Genomic DNA, 22,928 nt, shown 5'->3' on the forward strand with positions numbered 1-22,928 from the left:
TTGGTTGACAGTATATCGGGTTAATTTACACTGGCGAAACGTTTTTAGTTTGGAGATGCCGAGATGGCTGACCGCATGTACTGGACGCTTGAGCAAGCGCAAGACTTATTTAATAAACCATTTCTGGAACTGATGTTTGAAGCGCAGCAGATCCACCGTCAGCATTTTGATCCCCGTCAGGTGCAGGTTAGTACGCTACTGTCGATCAAAACCGGTTCCTGTCCTGAGGACTGTAAGTATTGTCCGCAAAGTTCCCGCTATCGCACTGGAATTGATACCGAACGCCTGATGCAGGTTGAACAGGTGTTGGAGTCAGCCCGTCAGGCGAAAGCCGCAGGATCGACGCGCTTTTGTATGGGCGCGGCGTGGAAAAACCCGCACGAGCGTGACATGCCGTATCTGGAACAGATGGTGCAAGGCGTGAAAGCGATGGGAATGGAAACCTGCATGACGCTGGGAACGCTGCACAACGATCAGGCTGCGCGTCTGGCCTCTGCCGGGCTGGATTTCTATAACCATAACCTCGATACCTCACCAGAATTTTACGGCAGCATCATCACCACCCGCACGTATCAGGAGCGTCTGGATACGCTGGATAAAGTGCGCGGCGCGGGCATTAAAGTTTGCTCGGGCGGCATCGTTGGGTTGGGGGAAACCGTGCGCGACCGCGCCGGGCTGCTCGTGCAACTGGCTAACCTGCCGACGCCGCCGGAAAGCGTGCCGATTAACATGCTTGTGAAGGTTAAAGGCACACCGCTGGCGGATAATGATGATGTCGATCCATTTGATTTTATTCGGACTATTGCCGTTGCACGCATCATGATGCCGGCTTCCTATGTGCGCCTGTCTGCCGGACGCGAGCAGATGAGCGAGCAAACGCAGGCGATGTGCTTTATGGCGGGGGCGAACTCCATTTTCTACGGCTGCAAACTGCTTACCACGCCAAACCCGAAAGAAGACAAAGATCTGGCGCTGTTCCTCAAATTAGGTCTGAATCCGCAACAGACGGGGACGGAATACGGGGATAACCAACAGCAGCAGCGGTTGGCAGAACAACTGATTAACGCCGATAGCGAGCAATTTTATAATGCCGCGGTATAACGGCCAGCCTGCAAACCATCGGGCAAGGCGTACTGAATCATGAGCTGGCAGCAACGTATTGACGCCGCGCTGGTACAACGCCAGCGCGATGATGCCTACCGTGTGCGGCGGGTGAATCAAGGCGGTAGCGGGCGCTGGCTGATGCAGGGCGATCGCTGCTACCTGAATTTTTCCAGCAACGATTATCTGGGGCTGAGCCACCACCCGGAGATTGTGAGCGCATGGCAGCAGGGCGCGGAGCAATACGGTATTGGCAGCGGCGGTTCCGGGCATGTGACGGGGTATACCGATGCCCATGCCGCGCTGGAAAGCCAGCTTGCCGACTGGCTGGGCTACCCGCGTGCGCTGCTGTTTATTTCCGGCTATGCCGCGAATCAGGCGGTGGTGGCCGCGCTGGTACAGGCGGAAGACCGTATTTTCGCCGATAAGCTCAGCCACGCTTCACTGCTGGAAGCGGCTGCACAGTCACCCGCGACGCTGCGCCGTTTTAAACACAATCAGGTCGATAGCCTGCAAGCGCTGCTGGAAAAGCCTGTGGACGGCCAGACGCTGGTGGTGACCGAAGGCGTTTTCAGCATGGATGGTGATACCGCACCGCTGTCGGCGTTGCAGGCTCAGTGCCGAGCGCACGATGCCTGGCTGATGGTGGACGATGCTCACGGAATTGGCGTGCTGGGTGATGAAGGTCGCGGTAGTTGCTGGCAGCAGGGCGTTAAACCCGAGCTGCTAATTGTCACGTTTGGCAAGGCGTTTGGGGTGAGCGGTGCGGCGGTACTGTGCGCCGAACCGCTGGCCGAATACTTCCTGCAATTCGCTCGTCATTTGATTTACAGCACCTCAATGCCTGCGGCGCAGGCCTGTGCGCTGAGCACAGCAGTTAACTGTGTCCGACAGGGCGACGCGCGGCGTGAGGCGCTACAACGCAACATCGCCCAGTTTCGCGCGGGCTTTTCCAACTCGTCCTATCAACTGATGGATTCACAGAGCGCGATTCAGCCGCTGATTGTCGGTGAGAACGCGCGGGCAATGGATCTGATGAGCCATCTGCGTGAACAGGGCGTCTGGGTCAGTGCGATGCGTCCGCCGACAGTGCCTGTCGGCAGCGCGCGTCTGCGGATTACGCTGACGGCGGAACATCAGCCGGAAGATATCAGTCGCTTGCTTACGGTATTGCACGATGCTGACAGAAAACTATAACAAGCAGGCGATTGCGCAGGCGTTTGGGCGTGCGGCGGGGTGTTACGATCGCTTTGCCGAGCTGCAACGTACTAGCGGAGAACGCCTGCTGGCATTGATGCCGCCGCACAGCGGTGTACAGGTATTGGATGCGGGCTGCGGAACCGGGCATTTTAGCCGTCACTGGCGTCAGACTGGTAATTATGTGACCGCGCTGGATTTGTCGGTAGACATGCTGGCATATGCCCGTGAACTGGACGCAGCAGACTGCTATCAGGAAGGGGATATCGAAAACCTGCCGCTGGCGGATGGCTGTGTAGACATCAGCTATAGCAATCTGGCCGTGCAGTGGTGCGACTCGTTACCGCGTGCGCTGGCCGAGCTGTATCGGGTTACGCGGCCGGGGGGCATGATTGCGTTTGCGACGCTGGCGGACGGCTCCTTAAGCGAACTGTCGCAGGCGTGGCAGCGATTGGACGGCACGCAGCGGACGAATCGCTTTCTGCCGCTCTCCGCTATCGACGCGGCCTGTCAGCCTTACCGACATCATTTAGTACAAGAACGTGAGGTCTGCCTTTTTCCCGATGTATTGACGTTGATGAAATCGCTTAAGGGGATTGGTGCGACCTGGCTGCACGAAGGGCGTACGCCTGGACTACTGAGCCGTGCGCGTCTGGCGGCGTTGTCTGCCCACTATCCGCAAGAACAGGGCGGCTACCCGCTCAGCTATCAACTGGTTTATGGAGTGATTTATCGTGATTGAGCGCTGGTTTGTGACGGGCACGGATACCGAGGTTGGGAAAACGGTCGCGAGTACGGCGCTGCTTCAGGCTGCCAATCAAGCTGGATACCGCACCGCAGGCTATAAACCCGTGGCGTCCGGCTGTGAAATGACGGCCGATGGCATTCGCAACAGCGATGCGCTGGCGCTTCAGGCCAATAGCAGCGTCCGGCTGGAGTATCAGGCGGTGAACCCGCTGGCGTTTATGGAACCGACGTCACCGCATATTATCAGTGCGGTGGAGCAGCGGTCTATCCAGCTCCCAGCGTTGTCTGCAGGGCTACGGGCATTAGAAACGCAGGCGGATTGGCTGTTGGTTGAAGGCGCTGGCGGGTGGTTTACGCCGCTGTCAGAGCAGGAAACGTTTGCCGACTGGGTGGTACAGGAACAGCTTCCCGTGATTTTGGTGGTCGGCATCAAGCTGGGGTGTATCAACCACGCGATGTTAACGGCCCACGCCATTCAACACGCGGGCCTGCGACTCGGCGGCTGGATTGCTAATGACATCACGCCACCTGGAAAATGGCATCAGCCGTATCTGCAAACGTTGCAACAGCGCCTGCCCGCGCCGATGCTGGGTGAAATTCCTTATATATCGGATCTTCAGCAGCATGATTTGGGGCAGTATATTGATATTGGGTTATTAGCGGAGTAATCATTTTAACAAACCCTTCGCCTGCGTTTAATCAAGCATCGGTTTTTGTTGTTTTTTACCGGCATCTGTTTCATGAGTATAAAACCTACATTGTCATGCCGATTAATAGCTAAAACCTTCTTGAGTTTTCCCCTCACTCCCCGCTATGCCTGAATTGTTGCGATTTAGCCCTCTGCTGTTTTTAGTCTTTTTCCGTCTAATACTTATGCGATAAATCACAGAAAGAGTGTGAAGAAAATCCATATCAGGGGGAATCGTGAATGAAGCGGGTATTTCTCTAACTCAGTGCTGATGCGGGGTTGTGGGAGTTATCCACCATTTCTGTGGATAACTATGTGTATTATGGATAGACAACGCGCCTCAACCGAGAGCTGGCGCGGGTTGTCGCCAGGTTGACGCTATTCTCCACGCTTTTGCTAATCTATTTATTATCATATGCTTAAGTAAAATCAAGCGTCTTGAACATCAATGGGGCGTAGTTGCATAAATTAACGTCATCGATCATCCCCGCATGTTACATTTTTACCAAATCTGGGGATAAATGGTGATGTTTTTATCTGGTAGATTGAATATGAATGTGCTAGCAAATTCATTTGTCGATTAATCATCCAATCCAGCGATAATTTCCTTGATGCTGTTTTTATATCCAGTATCATTGCGGTGGCGAATTTCGCCATTGGCATTCAAAATAAAGTTCCGAGCATACATCCACGAACGTCGCATTGCGCGATGGGTAATAACGATAAGTAGCGTGCTTAACGATGAGTAAAGTATTTACACTGAATTCCGACTTTAAACCGGCAGGCGATCAGCCTGAGGCCATTCGTCGTTTAAAAGAGGGCCTGGAAGACGGGTTAGCGCATCAAACGCTGCTCGGGGTAACAGGTTCAGGTAAGACGTTCACGATCGCCAATGTGATTGCCGACCTCAATCGGCCGACGATGATGTTGGCGCCGAATAAAACGCTGGCAGCCCAGCTGTATGGCGAAATGAAAGAATTCTTTCCTGATAATGCCGTCGAATACTTCGTCTCGTACTACGACTATTATCAGCCAGAAGCCTACGTTCCAAGCTCAGACACCTTTATTGAAAAAGATGCGTCGGTTAACGAACATATTGAACAGATGCGTCTTTCTGCGACAAAAGCGCTGCTGGAGCGGCGCGATGTGATCGTCGTGGCCTCGGTATCCGCGATCTATGGTCTGGGCGATCCCGATCTCTATCTGAAAATGATGCTGCACCTGACGCAGGGGATGCTGATTGACCAGCGTGCTATTTTGCGACGTCTGGCGGAATTACAGTATGCCCGCAACGATCAGGCGTTTCAGCGCGGCACGTTCCGCGTGCGTGGTGAGGTGATTGATATCTTCCCTGCGGAATCTGACGAAATCGCGCTGCGTGTTGAACTGTTCGATGAGGAAGTCGAGCGGCTGTCGCTGTTTGACCCGTTAACGGGTCACGTCCTCCAGATGGTGCCGCGCTATACCATCTATCCAAAAACGCACTACGTCACGCCGCGTGAGCGTATTTTGCAGGCGATGGAAGAGATCAAGGTTGAACTGGCCGACCGTAAAAAGGTGCTGCTGGCCAATGACAAACTGGTGGAAGAGCAGCGGCTGAGTCAGCGCACGCAGTTTGATCTAGAGATGATGAACGAGCTGGGTTACTGCTCCGGTATCGAAAACTACTCACGCTACCTTTCCGGCCGCGGCCCCGGCGAGCCGCCACCGACGCTGTTTGACTATCTGCCTGCGGACGGGCTGCTGGTTATCGATGAATCCCACGTCACCGTGCCTCAGATCGGCGGTATGTATCGCGGCGACCGCGCGCGTAAAGAGACGCTGGTCGAATACGGTTTCCGGCTGCCTTCGGCGCTGGATAACCGACCGATGAAATTTGAAGAGTTTGAAGCGCTGGCTCCACAGACGATCTACGTGTCTGCGACGCCGGGTAACTATGAATTGGAAAAATCAGGCGGTGAAGTGATCGATCAGGTGGTGCGTCCCACCGGATTGCTCGATCCCATCATAGAAGTGCGGCCTGTCGCAACACAGGTGGACGATCTGCTTTCCGAAATTCGTCTGCGTGCCGCGATTAACGAACGAGTACTGGTAACCACGCTGACCAAGCGAATGGCGGAAGACCTGACAGAATATCTGGAAGAACACGGCGAGCGGGTACGCTATCTGCACTCGGATATCGATACCGTCGAGCGTGTGGAAATCATCCGTGATTTACGCCTTGGCGAGTTCGACGTGCTGGTGGGTATCAACCTGTTGCGTGAAGGACTGGATATGCCTGAAGTGTCGCTGGTGGCGATTCTGGATGCCGATAAAGAAGGCTTCCTGCGCTCTGAACGTTCCCTGATCCAGACGATTGGCCGTGCGGCACGTAACCTGCGCGGCAAAGCCATTCTTTACGGCGACAGAATTACGGCGTCAATGGCGAAAGCGATTGGTGAAACGGAGCGTCGCCGCGAGAAGCAGGAAGCCTACAACACCGAGCATGGCATTGTACCTCAGGGAATCAATAAGAAGATTTCCGATATCCTGCAATTGGGTCAGTCGGCGAACAAAGGCAAAGGGCGTGGCAATCGTAAAGCGGCAGAGCCAGCTGCACGTTATGAACTCATGACGCCGAAGGCGCTGGAGCTGAAAATCCGCGAGTTGGAAAGCAAGATGTTGACGCACGCGCAGAACCTTGAATTTGAAGAGGCAGCCGCTCTGCGCGATGAAGTGCAAGCACTGCGCGCACAATTTATCGCGGTATCCTAACGATGCAAGCGTTCACTGAGGAGCAATGATGGATCATTCTATATCGGGTGTTGAGGTACTGTTTGTGGCAGGTTTTGGGCCGATCGTGAAATCACTTTCTGCCAGCCATGCGCTCTATGTTGATACGCTGAAGTTGCCGCTGAAGCCCGTTGCGGAAGGGAGCGACTATCTGGTGAGCGATGAGATGGAAGGCGTGAAGCATTTCGCGCTATGGCCGCTGTCACAGGCTAGCGAATCCTGTTTCGGACAGGCAAGTTGGCCAGCACAACACCCTGAGCCACAAAGCTGGCTGGAGTTCGAAGTGGCTGACATGGTGGAAGCGACCAGCACGCTGAAAGCGCAAGGCTATGTGTTGCTGGTGGAAAACCGTCTTGAACCCTGGGGGCAGCAGGTCACACGTTTCCTGAGTCCCGAAGGCATTCTGATTGGCGTGACTTATACGCCGTGGCTGCGGGATTGAGAGCCCAGCAGCTGTAGCGCACGATCGATGGCCTGGCGCAGTAACTCACGGTCGTGATGGTGAGGAACATCTTCTGCGGCCAGCGCCTGTTGCACGACCAGCCGGTCGCCAATCTGGCTGATATCGACTTTTGGACCGACAATTGCGGCATCAACGACCGGTTTCCCTACCTTGTGCTCAATCCAGGATAGCTTCTCCACCAGCGTTAGACGGGCGGCGGGGTTGCTCAGCTCGCTGCCCAGATTACCGATGTATACCATGGGGGCGGGCGTGCGGCGAAGCGCCTGTGTCAGATCGTCCAGTAGCAACAGCGGCATCAGACTGGTCAGAAAGCTGCCGGGACCAATCAAAATCAGGTCGGCTTTTGCGATGGCATCAATCGCCTCGCGTGTGGCCGGCACCGTCGGGTACAGCATCAAGTCCTGTGGCAACGCTGCCAACTGATCGATCTCGACTTCACCATAAACAGGATTGCCCTGTTCATCAATTGCCATCAAATCGACAGGATGTTCGGACATCGGAATTAAAAAGGCGTCCACTTTGAGCAGGTTGCGAATCAGGTTAATGGCTTCCAGCGGACGCACGCTCAGGTGGTCGAGCGCTTTCAGCATCAGGTTACCCAGATTGTGTCCGGCAAGTTCCCCGTTACCGTTAAACCGATACTCAAACATCGCAGATGCCACGCTGGGCGTCGTAATGAGTTGATTCAGGCAGTTACGGGTATCGCCCCAGGCAATGCCGCCTTCAGAGCGACGGATACGGCCGGTTGAACCGCCGTTATCTGTTGTTGTAACAATGCCGGTTAGCCGTGAACCCAGGGAAGAGAGCGAAGACATCACACGACCTAAACCGTGTCCGCCTCCGAGTGCGACAACCCTGTCGAGGTCGGCCAACGTGCGATTGCGCATAGAGAACCTTATGAATGAGTCAGAGGAATATGAATAACGTGTGACAATCGTCGCTAAGGTAGCTGATTTAACCTTAAAACGCGAAAAATCCTCATGCAGGCATGACCTGAGACAATTTCTGCCGCGTATTTTTCCGTATGCTGTACACCATAAGATATTGAAAATTCGCTATATATTTAATTATATACCGTTTTTGAGAGTGGTTGACTGTGCTTTTTCGCAGTAGACTGCTTAATGAAATCACGATTCTTGATCGGTTATCTCGCTGCGGTTTAACGGAAACTGATAGGAATCAAACTCCTAGCCTTGGTGCCTAAGTGATGCGCTGATTGCGCGTGATACGGTGCCCTGGCCGTGGCCTTCGCGGTCACCAGGGTGCGAGGCAGAAATGCCTGCATCTCCCGTATTTGGAAAGGTGTTTATGGTGAGTCAACTGACTGATGCGTTTGCGCGCAAGTTCTACTATTTGCGTCTGTCTATCACAGACGTCTGCAATTTTCGCTGTACCTACTGTCTGCCGGATGGTTATCAGGCCAATGGTACTAATCCACATCGCTTTTTATCACTCGATGAAATTCGTCGCGTCAGCCGCGCCTTTGCCGAATTAGGGACGGAAAAAGTCCGCCTCACTGGTGGCGAACCGTCTCTGCGCCGCGACTTTGTCGATATCATCGCAGCCATTCGTGAAAACCCGGCGATTCGTACGCTGGCGGTCACCACCAACGGCTATCGCCTTGCGCGGGATGCCGCACAGTGGCGCGATGCAGGGCTAACGGCGCTGAACGTGAGCGTGGACAGTCTGGATGCGCGCCAGTTTCACGCGATTACCGGGCAGGACAAATTCCGGCAGGTGATGGACGGCATCGACGCCGCCTTTGACTGTGGCTTTGCTAAGGTCAAAGTTAACACTGTGCTGATGCGGGATGTGAACGCGGGCAGCCTGCAAACCTTTCTCGACTGGATTAAACACCGCCCGATTCAACTACGCTTTATTGAGTTGATGGAAACAGGGGAAGGGGGCGATATGTTCCGCCGTCATCACGTTTCCGGCGAGGTGATCCGCCAGCAACTGTTGCAGCAAGGCTGGCAGCAGCAGCAACGCGCACGCAGCGACGGCCCGGCACAGGTCTTTAGCCATCCTGACTATCAGGGCGAAATCGGGCTGATTATGCCGTATGAGAAAGATTTCTGCCTGAGCTGCAACCGTCTGCGGGTTTCTGCCGTGGGGAATCTTCACCTGTGCCTCTTTGGCGAACAGGGTATTCCGCTGCGCGATTTACTGGCTGACGATCGTCACCTCGATGATTTGAAAATGCGTATCTCGGGCGGGCTGTCGGCGAAAAAGCAGACCCATTTCCTGCATGAAGGGAATAGCGGCATCACGCAAAACCTGTCATTTATCGGCGGTTAATCCGCGACATCACTGATTCTTAAAGGAGCCTGACATGAGCAAAGTCAGCAGCGAATTTGTTTCTCTCAATCTTGCGGTTCTGACCGTTTCCGAACGCCGTACGGCGGAAGATGACACCTCCGGCGACTATCTGCGCGAAGCGTCGCAGTCTGCGGGGCATCACATCGTTGACAGCGCCATCGTGAAAGAGAACCTGTACCAGATTCGGGCGCAGATCTCGGCGTGGATTGCCAACGACAAGGTGCAGGGCATTTTGATTAATGGTGGGACGGGCTTTACCGCAGGGGACGTGGTGCCGGAAGCCATTGGCGTTTTGTTCGACCGCGAAATTGAAGGCTTCGGCGAGCTGTTTCGCATGGTGTCGTATGAAGATATTGGTACGGCGACGCTGCAATCCCGTGCGCTTGCAGGTCTGGCTAACCAGACGGTGATTTTCGCCATGCCGGGGTCGACTCGTGCCTGTCGCACCGCATGGGAACGCATCATTCAGGAACAGTTGGATGCGCGCCAGAAGCCATGCAATTTTTACCCGCACTTGAAAAAATCCTCTTAACGGTAAGCCTTATTCACTATGTCATCATCTAACCCACAATTGACCCACATTAACGCCGCTGGCGAAGCCGCGATGGTGGATGTGTCCGCCAAAGCTGAAACCGTGCGCGAAGCCCGCGCGGAAGCCTTCGTTGAAATGGCACCGCAGACGCTGGCGATGATTATTGCCGGCAGCCACCACAAGGGCGATGTGTTTGCCACTGCGCGCATCGCTGGGATTCAGGCGGCGAAACGCACCTGGGAACTGATTCCGCTTTGTCATCCGCTGTTGCTGAGCAAAGTTGCTGTCGAGCTGGAAGCACAGCCGGAGCACAATCGGGTTCGTATCGAGTCCGTGTGTCGTTTAACAGGGAAAACCGGCGTGGAGATGGAAGCGCTGACGGCGGCCTCCGTCGCTGCGCTGACTATCTATGACATGTGCAAGGCCGTGCAGAAAGACATGGTGATAGGTCCGGTGCGCCTGCTGGCGAAAAGCGGCGGCAAATCCGGCGACTTTACGGCGGAGGGATCATGATTAAGGTTCTGTTTTTTGCACAAGTTCGTGAACTGATCGAGACAGACAGCCTGTCGCTGCCTGCCGAGTATGCCACCGTAGAAGATGTCCGACAGTCGCTGTGCCAACGCGGTGCACGCTGGGCGCTAGCGCTGGAGTCGGGCAAATTGCTGGCTGCGGTGAATCAGTCGCTGGTTGAGCTAACGCACCCGTTACAGGACGGCGATGAAGTGGCGTTTTTCCCACCGGTAACGGGAGGTTGATCGTGGCAGAGACGCGTATTCGGGTTGGCGAAGAGAACTTCATCGTAGGGGATGAATATCAGTGGCTGGCGCAGTGTGATGAAGACGGCGCAGTGGTGACGTTCACCGGTAAGGTGCGTAATCACAATCTGGCGAAAGACGTCAGTGCATTGACGCTGGAACATTACCCCGGCATGACGGAAAAGGCGCTGGCAGAGATTGTTGAACTGGCTCGCGAGCGCTGGGAACTGCCGCGTGTGAGCGTGATTCATCGGGTGGGCGCCCTCTATCCGGGCGATGAAATTGTGTTCGTTGGTGTCAGTGCTGCTCACCGCAGCGCAGCGTTTGATGCCGCCCAATTTATTATGGATTACCTGAAAACTCGCGCGCCATTCTGGAAGCGGGAAGCGACGCCGGAAGGTGAACGCTGGGTGGAATCACGCGACAGTGATAAGCAGGCCGCACAACGCTGGTAGTCCATTTCTGTGTTAGGATAAAAGGATGGTGGGGAGAGAATATGTCGTCTCGATCCTCAAACGGGCGGTTCGCGCCGCGTTAATCAGATAACTTTATGCAAAGGTAACATCATGGACAGATATCCACGCTCGGGTTCGATTGTTGAACGCTCGCAGACGGGTCTCCAGGCCTATATGGCACAGGTTTATGGCTGGATGACCTGCGGCCTGCTGTTGACGGCGTTCGTCTCCTGGTATGCGGCGAATACGCCCGCCGTACTGAATTTTGTTTTCTCCAGCCAGATCACGTTCTTCGGTCTGATCATTGCCCAACTGGGGCTGGTCTTCGTGATTTCCGGCATGGTACAGCGCCTGAGCGGTACGGTCGCCACGTCGCTGTTTATGCTCTATTCCGCGCTGACGGGGCTGACGCTCTCCAGCATTTTCATCATGTACTCCGGTGAATCCATCGCCAGCACCTTCGTTATTACGGCGGGGATGTTCGGGGCGATGAGCCTTTATGGCTACACCACGAAGCGTGATTTGAGCGGCTTCGGCAGCATGCTGTTTATGGCGCTGATCGGGATTGTGCTGGCCTCGCTGGTGAACCTGTGGCTGAAAAGCGAAGCGCTGATGTGGGCCGTGACCTATATAGGTGTTGTGGTGTTTGTCGGTCTGACCGCTTATGACACCCAGAAGCTGAAAAATATCGGCGAGCAACTGTCCGTTGATGACAAAGACAGCTTCCGTAAATACTCCATCGTGGGCGCGCTGACCCTGTACCTCGACTTCATCAACCTGTTCCTGATGCTGCTGCGTATTTTCGGTAATCGTCGTTAAGGGCAAGGCTGTAATCTAAAGGCTTCACTGCGTTATGTGAATCCGTGCAAAGGTTTCGGGCGTGTCAAACATAGCGTTTTTTGTGACTCATCACACGCCCGACAAGGAGCGCTCAGCTGCCGCAGCTCCTTGACCTATGGCTGTTTGGCGCTAATTGTGCCGCTACGCGGTGCCTTCGGCGATCGTGATCGCTATTCGTGCTGCCAGTGACGCGTTCTCGACGCGGCACTGGCTTTCGCGGCGTCCTGCCGCTCACACGGCGGTCACGCCACCTCAGCACAATTTTTTACGCCACTTGGTCATCTTTTTCCCTTACCCGCTATTACGCGATATTCCGCCTGAAAATGGCGTAGGCTGCTGAGCCTGTGGTCAGCGTGATGATAAACAGCGGCCATAAACTGCCCCAGATAATGCTGAAATCTGCATCCTTGAGGTAAATCTGCTTGGTGATGTCGGTGAAGTGGCGGATCGGGTTAATCCAGGTGAGATGCTGCAACCAGATCGGCATGTTCTCAACCGGCGACACATAGCCGGAAAGCAGAATCGCGGGCATCAGGAAGACGAACACGCCGATAAATGCCTGCTGCTGCGTTGAGCAGAGTGAGGAAATCAGCAGACCGAAGCCGACCAGCGACAGGCCATAGATGAGCATCGTGGTGTAAAAGAGCAGTAGCGATCCGGCGAAAGGGATATGGAAAATCAGTATGCCCGCCAGCAGCACGATCGTGGCCTGAAACGTGGCGACAATCAGCGCGGGTACCGCTTTGCCAATAAATATCTGGCTGGTGGACAGCGGTGAAACCAGCAGCTGTTCCAGCGTACCCTGTTCCCGCTCGCGTGCCACGGAAAGCGCCGTAACAATCAGCACGCCGATAGTGGCAATCATGGCAATCAGCGACGGCACCACAAACCATTTGTAGTCCAGATTTGGGTTATACCAGTGACGTACCACCAGCTCGCTGTTGTTTGGATTGGACGTGCTCTGATTCGCGCCGCTTTGAACCGGTCTGGCCGCCAGCAATGCCAACTGATAGTCCCGCACGATGTGCTGCACGGCATTAGCGGCGATCTGTGCGCTGTTAGAGCGTCTGCCGTCCAGAATAAGTTGGAGCGATGTGCTGTTCCCGCTGGCGATATCGCGCGAGAACTGCGGCGGAAAGCGCAGGATCAGAAGCGCGTGCTGATTATCCAGCGTCGGTGCAATATCCTGCGAGTTATGCAGCATCAGCACGTGAGAAAAGGACTTGGCCTTGGCAAAGCGCTGCGTCAGTTCTATCGCGTGAGGGCCGCTGTCTTCGCTGTAAATCGCAATGGTCGCATTGGTCACGTCGAGCGTTGCGGCGAAAGGAAACAGCGAAACCTGGAGGATAACGGGCAGCACCAGAATGGAGCGCGTTTGCGGATCGCGCAGCAGCGATTGCAGCTCCTTAATAATCAACGTCCACAGACGATGCAGCATAATCGCTCCCTAATCCAGCCTGCGCCGGGTTTGCCAGGCCGTCAGGCCAATAAAGACCAGCGCGGAGAGAATGAGAAACAGCAGGTTGGTCATCAGCACCGTACCGATATTCCCCGCGAGAAACAGCGTTTGCAGCGTGCTGACAAAATAGCGCGCCGGGATGATGTACGACACGCCGCGGACAAATTCCGGCATGCTGTCGATTTCAAAAATAAAGCCGGACAGCATGATGGCTGGCAGAAATGCTGCATTCAGCGCCACCATTGCGGCGTTGAACTGGTTGCGGGTGAGGGTGGAGATCAGCAGCCCCATGCCTAGCGTGCTGGCAAGAAACAGGCTGCTGATGACAAACAGCAAAATCAGCGAACCGCGATAGGGCACCTGCATGATGAAGGTGGAAACCAGAATACATAGCGTCATGGCGATCATCCCAAGAAAGTAATACGGGATGAGTTTGGACAGTAGCAGCTCGGCACGGGTGACCTGCGTAGAGAGCAGTGCCTCCATCGTCCCGCGTTCCCACTCACGGGCAATCACCAGCGAGGTGAGGATCGCACCAATCACCGTCATGATGATGGTAATCGCGCCGGGAATGATGAAATGCTGGCTGATGGCGGCCGGATTAAACCAGTAGCGCGATTGCACCTCGATAAGCTGCTCGAAGGTTTCGCCGCGATCTTCCGCCCGCTGTTGTTGCCACAGCAGCCAGATGCCTTCCGCGTATCCCTGCACAAAATTCGCCGTGTTGGGTTCGCTACCGTCGGTAATGACCTGGATCGGCGCGCGATCGCCCGGCCGCGCCAGCCGTTCGGCAAAGTCAGTAGGAATGACGATCAGCCCGCGAATGCTGCCGGCCTGCATCTGTTGGATCAGGTATTGACGATTATTGCTGATGGTCGGCTCGATAAACGGCGACGCCGAGAAGGTATTCGCCAGATCGCGCGCATCCTCACTCTGCTGTTCCATCAGGATACCGACATGCAGGCGGCTGGAATCCAGATTGATGCCGTAGCCAAAGATAAACAGCAGCAACAGCGGAATGACGAACGCAATCAGCCCGCTACTGGGATCGCGCAAGATTTGGCGCGTCTCTTTCAGGCACAGCGCCCGCAGGCGACGCGTGGAAAAATGCGTGCTGCCATGCTGGCTCGTTTTATCCTGCTCTGGCCTATTCTGTTCAGCCATGTTCCGCCTCCCCGTCGTACGCCTGAATCAGCGCAATAAATGCTTCCTCCATCGTCGGTGATGGCGTCTGTGTGCTGGCCGCCTGATGCTTCAGTTCGTCCGGCGTGCCGCTGGCGATCAGCTTGCCGCGGTACACCAGCCCGATGCGATCGCAGTATTCGGCTTCGTCCATGAAGTGCGTGGTGACCATCACCGTGACGCCACGGTTGACCATGCCGTTGATATGTATCCAGAACTCGCGCCGTGTCAGCGGATCGACGCCGGAGGTCGGTTCGTCGAGAAACAGAATGTCGGGTTCGTGCATCAGCGCACAGGCTAGCGCCAGCCGCTGCTTGAACCCTAGGGGCAGGGCGTCCGGCGTTTGGTGGTAAATGGGCTGAAAGTTAAAGGCGTCGGTCATTCCGGCCATTTTATCGCGCTGCGCCTTGCCCTTGAGTCCATAGACGCCGGAGAAAAAACGCAGGTTCTGTTCGACGGTCAGGTTGCCGTAGAGCGAGAACTTCTGCGCCATGTAGCCCAAATGCTGGCGCGCTTTGCCGGAGCTGGTTTTCAAATCCATGTCGAGCACCAGCGCTTTACCGTCAGTCGGTACCAGCAGGCCGCACATCATCTTGAAGGTGGTCGATTTTCCCGCGCCGTTCGGGCCGAGCAGTCCGAAGATTTCTCCTCGCTTCACCTGAAAACTGACGTGATCGGTGGCAGCGAAATCACCAAATTTTTTCGTTAGCGCTTGGGCTTCAATCACCGTTTCACCGCCGCTAACGTCAATCTGCGGCATGATGCTCGCCAGCGATGAATCACTGGCTGGGCCGCCGCCCAGCAGGTCGATAAAGGCATCTTCAAAGCGTGGATCGGTGTCGTGCAGGCTGCCTGCTTCCAGATGCAAGGCGGAGAGCAGCGATGTTCGATCCGCATCGGGTTTTAGCATCAGCCTGACGTACTGCCCCTGAATCACGCCGTCGCTGACCTGTGGCAGACGCAGCGCTTCCTGTAACACATCCCGATGTCGGCGCGTTCCGGTATCAATCAGAATGCAGCGTCCGGCCATGCGGGCGGTCAGATCGCGCGGCGCACCGCGATACAACAGTTCCCCTTCGTTCAGTAGCAGCACATCCCGGCATTGCTCCGCTTCATCGAGGTAAGACGTGCTCCACAGGATCAACATGCCGTCGTCGGCCAGTTCATGCACCATGTGCCACAGTTCGCGGCGAGAGATCGGGTCGACACCCACACCCGGCTCATCCAGCAGGAGCACTTTGGGTTGTCCCAGCAATGTACAGGCCAGCCCCAGCTTCTGTTTCATGCCGCCGGACAGTTTGCCCGCCAGCCTGTAGGTAAAGCGGGTCAGGTCGGTAAATGACAGCAGGCGCTCGAACGTTTCTCTGCGCACTTCGCCAGTGATACCACGCAAGTCGGCATACAGCGTCAGGTTTTCCATCACCGTCAGGTCTTCATACAGGCCGAATTTTTGCGGCATGTAGCCCAAAATGGCATGGAGCTGACGATCTTCTTTGATGGGATCCAGATTCGTCACGCGCAGTGTTCCGTTACTGGGCGTTAATAATCCCGCCAGCATGCGCAGCAGGGTGGTTTTACCCGCGCCGTCGGGGCCAACCAGCCCGGTAACCGCACCGCTGTGTATCTCGGCGGTGAGGCTGGCGAGCGCGGGCTTCTCCTGTCCGGCAAAGCGTTTTTCCAGCCTGTCCAGCGCGATCTGCGCGGGAGAATTAGTCATGGCGAACGGGCTCTTGAGCGCGATCGGCATCCTCCGTGCGTGCGTCTTCAAAACGCAGCGTGACTGGCATCCCTTGCCGTAAGCCATCATCGGGATCGTTAACGACGATGCGCAGGCGATAAACCAAATCGGTGCGGAGATCTTCCGTTTCGACGCTTTTCGGTGTGAATTCGGCACTCGGCGAGACAAAGCCGACTTTGCCACGATAGGGCTGATTGGGGCGGCCATCGGTGTAAATCAGCATCTGGCTACCGGGCACGACGCGACCGAGATCTTTCTCGCTCACGTAAGCGCGAACCCAAACCGGGCGAGTGAGGGAAAGGGTGAAAACGGTACTGCCCGCCGCCAGCATGCTGCCTTTTTCGGCTGCGCGGGTGAGAATCACGCCGGGAGACGGTGCCAGCAGTTCGGCATCCTGTTTATTCAGCTCCGCCTGCGCCAGTCCGGCTTCGGCCTGTGCTACTGCTGCCTGAGCAGCGGCAATTTCCTGCGGTCGGTTACCGCTTTCGAACTGGCTCAGCTTGTCTTTCGCGGCCTGTAGTGTTGCAAGCGCCTGATTACGTGACGTTCTGGCGTCGTCCAGCATGTTGGCGGAAATTGCGCGTTTGTCCCACAGCCCTTGCTGACGCTGGTAGAAGCTGTTGGCGTAATCATAAGCCGCCTGACTCTGTGCAACCTGAGATCGCACCTGCGCGATCTCTTCCTGTCGGTAGCCTTCCTGCGAAAGTTGAAGCTGTGCCTGCGCGCTGGCGAGGTTCGCCTGTGCCTGATTCTGTGCGTTCAGATAAGGCGCGGCGTCCAGCGTTGCCAGCGACTGGCCCGCCTGCACGGCATCGCCCTCATCAACGTTCAGCTCGGCCACTCTGCCTCCGACGCGGAAAGCCAGATTGACGGTGCGGATATCCACATTGCCGTAGAGCGTTAACGGTTTTTCCTGCTGTTGCTGGTGGTGATAAAGGCCATAACCCGCACCGAGCAGGACAAGAACGAGGGCGGCGAACGCCAGTTTTCTCTTGTTCATCACGCATAATTCCTTGTTTATCAAGAATAGTTCCTGGTTTGTCAGCGGTGATCTTGGCAGCGGTAGCGATCCCGCAGGCCGTTAAGAGGGCAGGTCGTTTCTAACTTCTGGAAATGATTAATCATATGACGAGTTACAAGGGTTGATGGTGATTTGGTGTGATCGAGTTCACAAAAATGCATTGCATCCGGCTACAGTTCGCACGTAATTCCGCCCATATCTGGCGTAACGCCTTTATTTTGTTAAAGAAATGGCAGGAATTAGAAAGAATTGTAATTTATTTCATTGAATGATAATAATTGTTATTAGCAATTACATATGTATTGGTACTGACATAGTGATCTGACAGCACTGACACGGCGTACAGAGTGAAAAAACCTGTGTTCAATGCCTGAACGGATCATCACCCGCCAAGATGTTTCGCGTGAGACGAAGCATTTTGGCATTTTTTTGTCTGCGACGACGTGCCTGTTTTCAGGTAAGCACCTCGCCACAGGCGGTGACGTTTATTGACGGTTGGATACATAACCAAAGGGGAAGGACAGTGAACCAGATGCGCACTTTACTCGCATTGATGCCATGCGTGCTGATTGCTCCGGCGTATGCACAGGATGACACGACCAAAAAGGATGAGGCGAGCGGTGATGAGATGGTGATTACCGCCTCACGCTCGAATATCCAGCAGCAGAAAGCGCCGCAGGTGGTCACGGTGATTACCAAAGAGCAAATCGAGCAGCAGATGCAGGTCACCTCCGACTCGTCACAAATTCTCAGCAACCTGCTGCCTTCGTTCTCCCCCAGCCGTCAGAAAATGAGCGGCAGCGGTGAAACCTTCCGCGGCCGTGCGCCGCTGGTGATGATCGACGGCATTCCACAATCTAACCCGCTGCGTCCGACCGGTCGTGAGATGCACACTATCGATTTTTCGATGGTTGAACGTGTAGAGGTAATTCATGGCGCCAGTGCCACTAACGGGTTGGGCGCATTGGGTGGAGTGATTAATATCATCACCCGTCGACCGGAAAACGGTTCATTTAATCAGCACGTCAACGTACAGACCACGATCCCGACGGAAAAGATTCGCGGTGAAACCGCCAGCTATAAAACCACCTATCGGGTTGATGGACGTGAGGACTATCTCGATTATCTGTTCTCAATTGGCTATGAGAATCAAGGGTTGTATCTGGATGGCAACAACCGACCCGTCGGCGTGGATAATACGCAGGGCGATACCATGGACTCCCGCTCTTACGACCTGTTAGCGAAAGTCGGCTACTGGCTGGATGACTATCAGCGCATTCAACTGAGCGTGAACCGGTACCACATCAAAGGCGAGAATAACTACCTCAGCGTAGATGGTATTCGTACACAAGGTATTCCGACGACGTCGGTACGCGGCACACCACCGGGTGAGGCACCGAATAACAGTATCTGGACTTCAGGGTTAACCTACGAACATCACGATCTGGCAGGAATGAAACTGTCCGCACTGCTTTTTAACCAGCGTTATGAAGCATTATTTGGTGCGACGAATTCATCCTCTTTTCAGGATACGACGATTGCTCCAGACAAAACGCTTTACGATCAATCTCGCTCAGTAGCCAATAAGTACGGAACCAAGCTGGCGTTGACCAAAGACGATCTGCTGGATGATACGCTGAAAGTCACAGTCGGTTTCGATACCCTGTACGATAAGGGGAAACAGGATCTCTATCTGACCAAGCGTACCTATGTGCCGGAGATGGAATACACCAGCTACTCACCGTTTATTCAGGGTGAATATCAATTATTGGATAATCTGGTGCTGCATGGTGGCGTACGCCACGAAGCCACGAAGCTAAAAGTAGACAGTTTTCAGGCTGTGGCAGCGAATAACCGCGTAGCTGTCGAAGGCGGATCGTTGAAGTTTAACGAAACGCTTTATAACGCTGGTGCGGTGTATTCCATTACCGACTCAGTCGATCTGTTTGCCAGTTATTCCGAAGGTTTCGGGATGCCGGAAGTAGGGCGTGTGCTGCGTGCTATAGACAATCCAGGCGTTAGCCTGAGCGACTTTACTGACCTGCAACCGATTGTCACCAATAACGTGGAAACGGGATTCCGGGTTAAAAAAGATCGCTTTGATTTTGAGGCCAACTATTATCAGTCCAACGCTAAAATGGGCGACCGTGTAGAGGCTCGAGGTGATAACTTTGTCTCCGTGCGTGAAAAAACACGTATTCAAGGCTTCGAAGTCAAAGCGGGCTATCAGATCAATGAACGCCACAAAGTGAATGCTTCCTATGCGCACAGTGAAGGTAAGTATGACAGTAATAAAGATGGCAAAGTGGACAAAAAACTTAACGGCCTGAATATCGCGCCGGATCGCCTGATTACCAGCTGGTCCGCGAACTGGAACGACCAATGGAGTTCATTCGTGCAGGCGAATTATGCCTTTGGCCGCAGCTTTGACGATGCAGGTATGGCGTTTGACGGTTACCTGTTGATGGATGCTGCCGTGGGGTACAAGCTGCCGTATGGTCGCCTCAACGTTGCGGTGGCGAACCTGCTGGATAAACAGTACATCACCTACTATTCGCAGGCGGGGCTTGTTAACAACACGCGCTATTTCTCCGGGCGTGGTCGTACGGTGACGCTGGGTTATTCGATTGATTTCTAAGCTTAACCGATTTAATTCCGTCCTCAGTTCAGCAACACGGCAGCGTTTTACGCTGGCCGTGTTGTTGTCTTTTCTGCTGGTGACATTAGTGCAGGCGGCGGAGTCCCCGCGTCAGATTCGGCATGCGCTCGGTGTGACTAACGTGGCTGGGACGCCGCTGCGCATCGTGACGCTGTTTCAGGGCGCGACGGACTCTGCCGTGGCGCTGGGAATCAAGCCGATTGGCGTGGTGGAATCGTGGACGGAGAAGCCGACTTATCGTTACTTGCGTCCCGCCTTGCAGGGCGTAACGCTGGTCGGGCTGGAAACGCAGCCCAGTCTGGAAACCATCGCGCTACTCAAGCCTGACCTCATCGTGGCGTCTACGTTTCGGCATGAGAAAATCTACGGCCTGCTATCGCAGATTGCACCGACGATTGCGCTAGACAGGGTGTCTGAATTTAAAGAAACGGTACAGATGATGGGTGTGGCGCTGAACAGGGAAGAGAAAGCGAACGAGATTTTAGCCCACTGGGATCGGCGCGTGGATGCGCTGCGTGACCGGTTGAAAGCCCGGTTCGGCGAACGCTGGCCGCTCCGCGTGTCTATTCTCGAATTCCGTGAAGATCACATGCGCAGCTATCTGCCCGCCAGCTTTGCCGGATCGGTGCTGTCGGAAATCGGCTTTGTCTGGTCGCGGCCGGAAAGCTACACGTCAGGCGTGATGCAAAAGCTCACGAGCAAAGAGAGCATTCCGGTGGTGGATGCCGATCTGTTCTTTGTTCTGATGCGTTCAGACAAGCCTGCGGTGGCGCAGAACTATCGCGACTGGCAGGCGCATCCGCTCTGGCAGCGGCTGCATGCGCCCCAGCAGCAACAGGTTTATCCGGTGGACAACGTGGCCTGGAGCCTGTCTGGCGGGATCTTGGGAGCGAATAATATGCTGGACGATATCGAACGGCAGTTTGCTGGCAAGGCCGAATCTGCCGGTCAAAAAAGCGATATCGCAGAGGAGAACCCTACGCGATGAGACAGGGCATCGTGACGGCAGCGGGCGTCGTATTGCTGCTGCTGAGTATCGTCGCCAGCCTGATGCTGGGGCAAACCACCATTTCGTTGGGGGCCGTGTTCAATTCACTGTTCCATTACGATCCGCAGCAGATCGATCACATACTGGTGCTGACTACCCGCCTGTCGCGGACGGTGATTGCTATCGTCGTCGGTGCCAGTCTTGCCGTCGCCGGGGCGTTAATGCAGGCGTTGACGCGTAACCCGCTGGCGTCGCCGGGGATATTCGGCATTAACGCCGGCGCCATGTTTGCCATCGTCCTGCTGTCTTCCCTGTTTACCTTTTCCTCGCAGATCGCGCTGGCGTGGACGGCCTATCTGGGTGCCGCTGTGGCTGGCGTCATGGTGTATGTGTTGGGAACGCTGGGCAACGCCCGTTCCAGCCACTTACGCATTGTGCTGGCCGGTGCCGCCATTAGCGCGCTGTTTATTTCGTTTACGCAGGCGTTGCTGGTGATCAATCAGGACGGGCTGGACAGTATGTTGTTCTGGCTGGCTGGTTCGGTGTCCGGGCGCAGCCTGTCGATGCTGTTACCGCTCCTGCCGTACTTTGTTATCGCGCTATTCCTCGCGCTGCTGCTGGCACGTCATCTGAATATTCTGGTGGCGGGTGACGAGATCGCCAAAGGGCTGGGGCAGCGAACCGCGCTGGTGCGTGCGCTATCCGGGCTGTGCGTGATCGGGCTGGCGGGCGGTGCGGTGGCGATAGCCGGAAATATCGGTTTTGTCGGGCTGATTGTGCCGCATATTGTGCGTCGCGTGCTGTCTGCCGATCACCGCTGGCTGTTGCCCGGCTGCGCTATTTTCGGTGCCACGTTGTTGCTGTTGGCTGATGTCGCCTCGCGTCTGCTGATCGTGCCGCAGGAAGTGCCGGTCGGGGCAATGACCGCGCTGCTGGGCGCGCCCTTCTTCATTTATCTGGCGAGAAGGGGAATGCGGCATGGCTAAGGTGTATACCGTGCGCGTGGGAAGGGTCTCGCGCCAGATTGATCGCCGTACGTCTGCGGTGGCGTTGTCGCTCCTGCTGGTGCTGTTAGCCGTCGTGTTCCTGTCGCTGTCATTAGGACAGGTGGTGTTGTCTCCCGCACAGGTGATGTCAGCGCTGCAGGGAAAAGCAGACAGCGGTGTGCACTTTATCGTCAACGACCTGCGTTTGCCGCGTGCGTTGCTGGCGCTGTTAGTGGGCGGCGCGCTGGCGATATCCGGCCTGATTCTGCAAAGCATTGTGCGCAATCCGCTGGCCTCGCCGGATATTCTGGGGATTACCAGCGGGGCATCGGCGGCGGCGGTGTTCTTCCTCTCGTTTCTGGCGACGGCGATAAGCCAGCGTTGGCTACCGCTGGCGGCAATGGGCGGGGCGTGGGTGACGGCTATTGCTATTTATCTGCTGGCCTGGAAGCAGGGCGCATCGCCGTTGCGGCTGGTGCTGGTTGGCGTTGGGCTGTCCGCCATTATGGGTGCGGCGGTGACGATGATGCTGGTGTTTAGCCCGATAGGCACCACGCTGACGGCCTATGTGTGGCTGACGGGTAGTATTTATGGCGCGCAGTGGCAGCATGTGTCTGCGCTGGCGGGCTGGCTGCTGCTTGGCGCGCCGTTTCTGGTGGGGCTCGCGCGGCACGTTAACGTGCATGAGCTGGATGACGCGCTGGCCTGCGGCGTTGGGCAATCTGTCGGGCGCATCCGGCTGGCGCTGCTGACGCTGAGCGTCGCGCTGGCAGGGGCGGCGATTGCCTATGCGGGCGCGATGGCGTTTGTCGGCCTGCTGGCCCCGCATATTGCGAAAAAGCTGGCGAGTCGCTCATTCCCTGGACTGGCGCTGGTGTCGGCGCTGACGGGCGGATTACTGGTGATGGTGGCCGATTTGATTGGCCGCACGGCGTTCTTACCGCTGGATCTGCCGGCCGGCATTTTTATCTCCGTGCTCGGGACGCCTTTCTTTATCTATTTATTGCTTCGGCAACGTTATTGAGA

21 protein-coding genes and 1 riboswitch are annotated in these 22,928 nt (G+C 55.5%); of the genes, 16 read left to right on the plus strand and 5 right to left on the minus strand.

All coding sequences use genetic code 11. The features are described from left to right. Positions 1–63 precede the first annotated feature (63 nt). From bioB to NXT09_RS00800, 6 genes are all read left to right on the plus strand, one after another. Positions 64–1,101 (plus strand): biotin synthase BioB, encoded by a 1,038-nt coding sequence (bioB, locus tag NXT09_RS00775; RefSeq protein ID WP_205551081.1) that lies wholly within the window; start codon positions 64–66, stop codon positions 1,099–1,101. 39 nt (positions 1,102–1,140) lie between these two features. Next, positions 1,141–2,298: an 8-amino-7-oxononanoate synthase gene (gene bioF, locus NXT09_RS00780; RefSeq protein ID WP_268578520.1), complete on the plus strand. Its 1,158-nt coding sequence runs from the start codon at positions 1,141–1,143 to the stop codon at positions 2,296–2,298. Beyond that, a complete protein-coding gene (gene bioC, locus NXT09_RS00785) occupies positions 2,279–3,040 on the plus strand; it encodes a malonyl-ACP O-methyltransferase BioC (protein WP_268578521.1) in 762 nt (253 codons plus the stop codon). The genes bioF and bioC overlap by 20 nt, the downstream gene beginning before the upstream one ends. Continuing rightward, on the plus strand, positions 3,033–3,713 hold the full coding sequence (gene bioD / locus NXT09_RS00790) for a dethiobiotin synthase (RefSeq protein WP_268578522.1): 681 nt from the start codon (positions 3,033–3,035) through the stop codon (positions 3,711–3,713). The genes bioC and bioD overlap by 8 nt, the downstream gene beginning before the upstream one ends. 761 nt (positions 3,714–4,474) lie before the next feature. After that, a complete protein-coding gene (gene uvrB, locus NXT09_RS00795; RefSeq protein WP_268578523.1) occupies positions 4,475–6,487 on the plus strand; it encodes an excinuclease ABC subunit UvrB in 2,013 nt (670 codons plus the stop codon). A 28-nt stretch (positions 6,488–6,515) separates the two neighbouring features. Continuing rightward, on the plus strand, positions 6,516–6,947 hold the full coding sequence (locus tag NXT09_RS00800; protein ID WP_268578881.1) for a VOC family protein: 432 nt from the start codon (positions 6,516–6,518) through the stop codon (positions 6,945–6,947). Here the strand turns inward: NXT09_RS00800 and yvcK are convergent. Continuing rightward, a complete protein-coding gene (gene yvcK / locus NXT09_RS00805; RefSeq protein WP_268578524.1) occupies positions 6,923–7,855 on the minus strand; it encodes a uridine diphosphate-N-acetylglucosamine-binding protein YvcK in 933 nt (310 codons plus the stop codon). The genes NXT09_RS00800 and yvcK overlap by 25 nt on opposite strands. A gap of 285 nt (positions 7,856–8,140) precedes the next feature. Further along, positions 8,141–8,289, plus strand: a riboswitch (molybdenum cofactor riboswitch). On the opposite strand from yvcK, the gene moaA reads away from it, so the two are divergent. From moaA to NXT09_RS00835, 6 genes are all read left to right on the plus strand, one after another. Continuing rightward, positions 8,277–9,266 (plus strand): GTP 3',8-cyclase MoaA, encoded by a 990-nt coding sequence (moaA, locus tag NXT09_RS00810; protein WP_205551063.1) that lies wholly within the window; start codon positions 8,277–8,279, stop codon positions 9,264–9,266. Its footprint overlaps the riboswitch before it by 13 nt. Positions 9,267–9,300: 34 nt before the next feature. Continuing rightward, entirely contained in the window at positions 9,301–9,819 is a 519-nt protein-coding gene (moaB, locus tag NXT09_RS00815; RefSeq protein ID WP_268578525.1) for a molybdenum cofactor biosynthesis protein B, read from the plus strand. Between the two features lie 18 nt (positions 9,820–9,837). Further along, positions 9,838–10,332, plus strand: coding sequence for a cyclic pyranopterin monophosphate synthase MoaC (gene moaC, locus NXT09_RS00820; protein WP_240585033.1), 495 nt, complete (start codon positions 9,838–9,840; stop codon positions 10,330–10,332). After that, complete coding sequence (gene moaD, locus NXT09_RS00825) at positions 10,329–10,574, plus strand: molybdopterin synthase sulfur carrier subunit (protein ID WP_268578526.1); 246 nt, start codon at positions 10,329–10,331, stop codon at positions 10,572–10,574. The genes moaC and moaD overlap by 4 nt, the downstream gene beginning before the upstream one ends. 2 nt (positions 10,575–10,576) lie before the next feature. Next, on the plus strand, positions 10,577–11,029 hold the full coding sequence (moaE, locus tag NXT09_RS00830; RefSeq protein WP_268578527.1) for a molybdopterin synthase catalytic subunit MoaE: 453 nt from the start codon (positions 10,577–10,579) through the stop codon (positions 11,027–11,029). Positions 11,030–11,140: 111 nt separating this feature from the next. Then, a complete protein-coding gene (locus NXT09_RS00835) occupies positions 11,141–11,848 on the plus strand; it encodes a Bax inhibitor-1/YccA family protein (RefSeq protein WP_095699095.1) in 708 nt (235 codons plus the stop codon). 322 nt (positions 11,849–12,170) lie between these two features. On the opposite strand, the gene NXT09_RS00840 is transcribed toward NXT09_RS00835, so the two are convergent. Genes NXT09_RS00840 through hlyD form a run of 4 tightly spaced genes read right to left on the minus strand, consistent with a single transcriptional unit; the run spans position 12,171 to position 17,248 of the window. Next, positions 12,171–13,307 carry an ABC transporter permease gene (locus NXT09_RS00840; protein ID WP_268578528.1) on the minus strand — a complete coding sequence of 379 codons (1,137 nt, stop codon included), beginning with the start codon at positions 13,305–13,307 and terminating at the stop codon, positions 12,171–12,173. Positions 13,308–13,316: 9 nt separating this feature from the next. Next, complete coding sequence (locus NXT09_RS00845; protein WP_268578529.1) at positions 13,317–14,492, minus strand: ABC transporter permease; 1,176 nt, start codon at positions 14,490–14,492, stop codon at positions 13,317–13,319. Beyond that, the gene (locus NXT09_RS00850) at positions 14,485–16,227 is read right to left on the minus strand and encodes an ATP-binding cassette domain-containing protein (RefSeq protein WP_268578530.1); all 1,743 of its coding nucleotides are present in this window, start codon (positions 16,225–16,227) and stop codon (positions 14,485–14,487) included. The genes NXT09_RS00845 and NXT09_RS00850 overlap by 8 nt, the downstream gene beginning before the upstream one ends. Further along, complete coding sequence (gene hlyD, locus NXT09_RS00855) at positions 16,220–17,248, minus strand: secretion protein HlyD (RefSeq protein WP_268578531.1); 1,029 nt, start codon at positions 17,246–17,248, stop codon at positions 16,220–16,222. Before hlyD ends, NXT09_RS00850 begins: the two co-directional genes overlap by 8 nt. Positions 17,249–17,801: 553 nt before the next feature. On the opposite strand from hlyD, the gene NXT09_RS00860 reads away from it, so the two are divergent. The 4 genes from NXT09_RS00860 to NXT09_RS00875 are packed head-to-tail and all read left to right on the plus strand — an operon-like array spanning position 17,802 to position 22,926. Then, positions 17,802–19,907 (plus strand): TonB-dependent receptor, encoded by a 2,106-nt coding sequence (locus NXT09_RS00860; protein ID WP_268578532.1) that lies wholly within the window; start codon positions 17,802–17,804, stop codon positions 19,905–19,907. Next, positions 19,897–20,916, plus strand: a complete 1,020-nt coding sequence (locus tag NXT09_RS00865) for an ABC transporter substrate-binding protein (protein ID WP_268578533.1) — start codon at positions 19,897–19,899, stop codon at positions 20,914–20,916. The genes NXT09_RS00860 and NXT09_RS00865 overlap by 11 nt, the downstream gene beginning before the upstream one ends. Then, complete coding sequence (locus tag NXT09_RS00870) at positions 20,913–21,902, plus strand: FecCD family ABC transporter permease (protein WP_174871350.1); 990 nt, start codon at positions 20,913–20,915, stop codon at positions 21,900–21,902. The genes NXT09_RS00865 and NXT09_RS00870 overlap by 4 nt, the downstream gene beginning before the upstream one ends. Further along, positions 21,895–22,926, plus strand: a complete 1,032-nt coding sequence (locus NXT09_RS00875) for a FecCD family ABC transporter permease (RefSeq protein ID WP_268578534.1) — start codon at positions 21,895–21,897, stop codon at positions 22,924–22,926. The genes NXT09_RS00870 and NXT09_RS00875 overlap by 8 nt, the downstream gene beginning before the upstream one ends. Positions 22,927–22,928 lie beyond the last annotated feature (2 nt).

Origin of the sequence: Pectobacterium jejuense (genome assembly GCF_026800125.1) — a bacterium.
GTDB classification, from domain to species: Bacteria; Pseudomonadota; Gammaproteobacteria; order Enterobacterales; family Enterobacteriaceae; genus Pectobacterium; species Pectobacterium jejuense.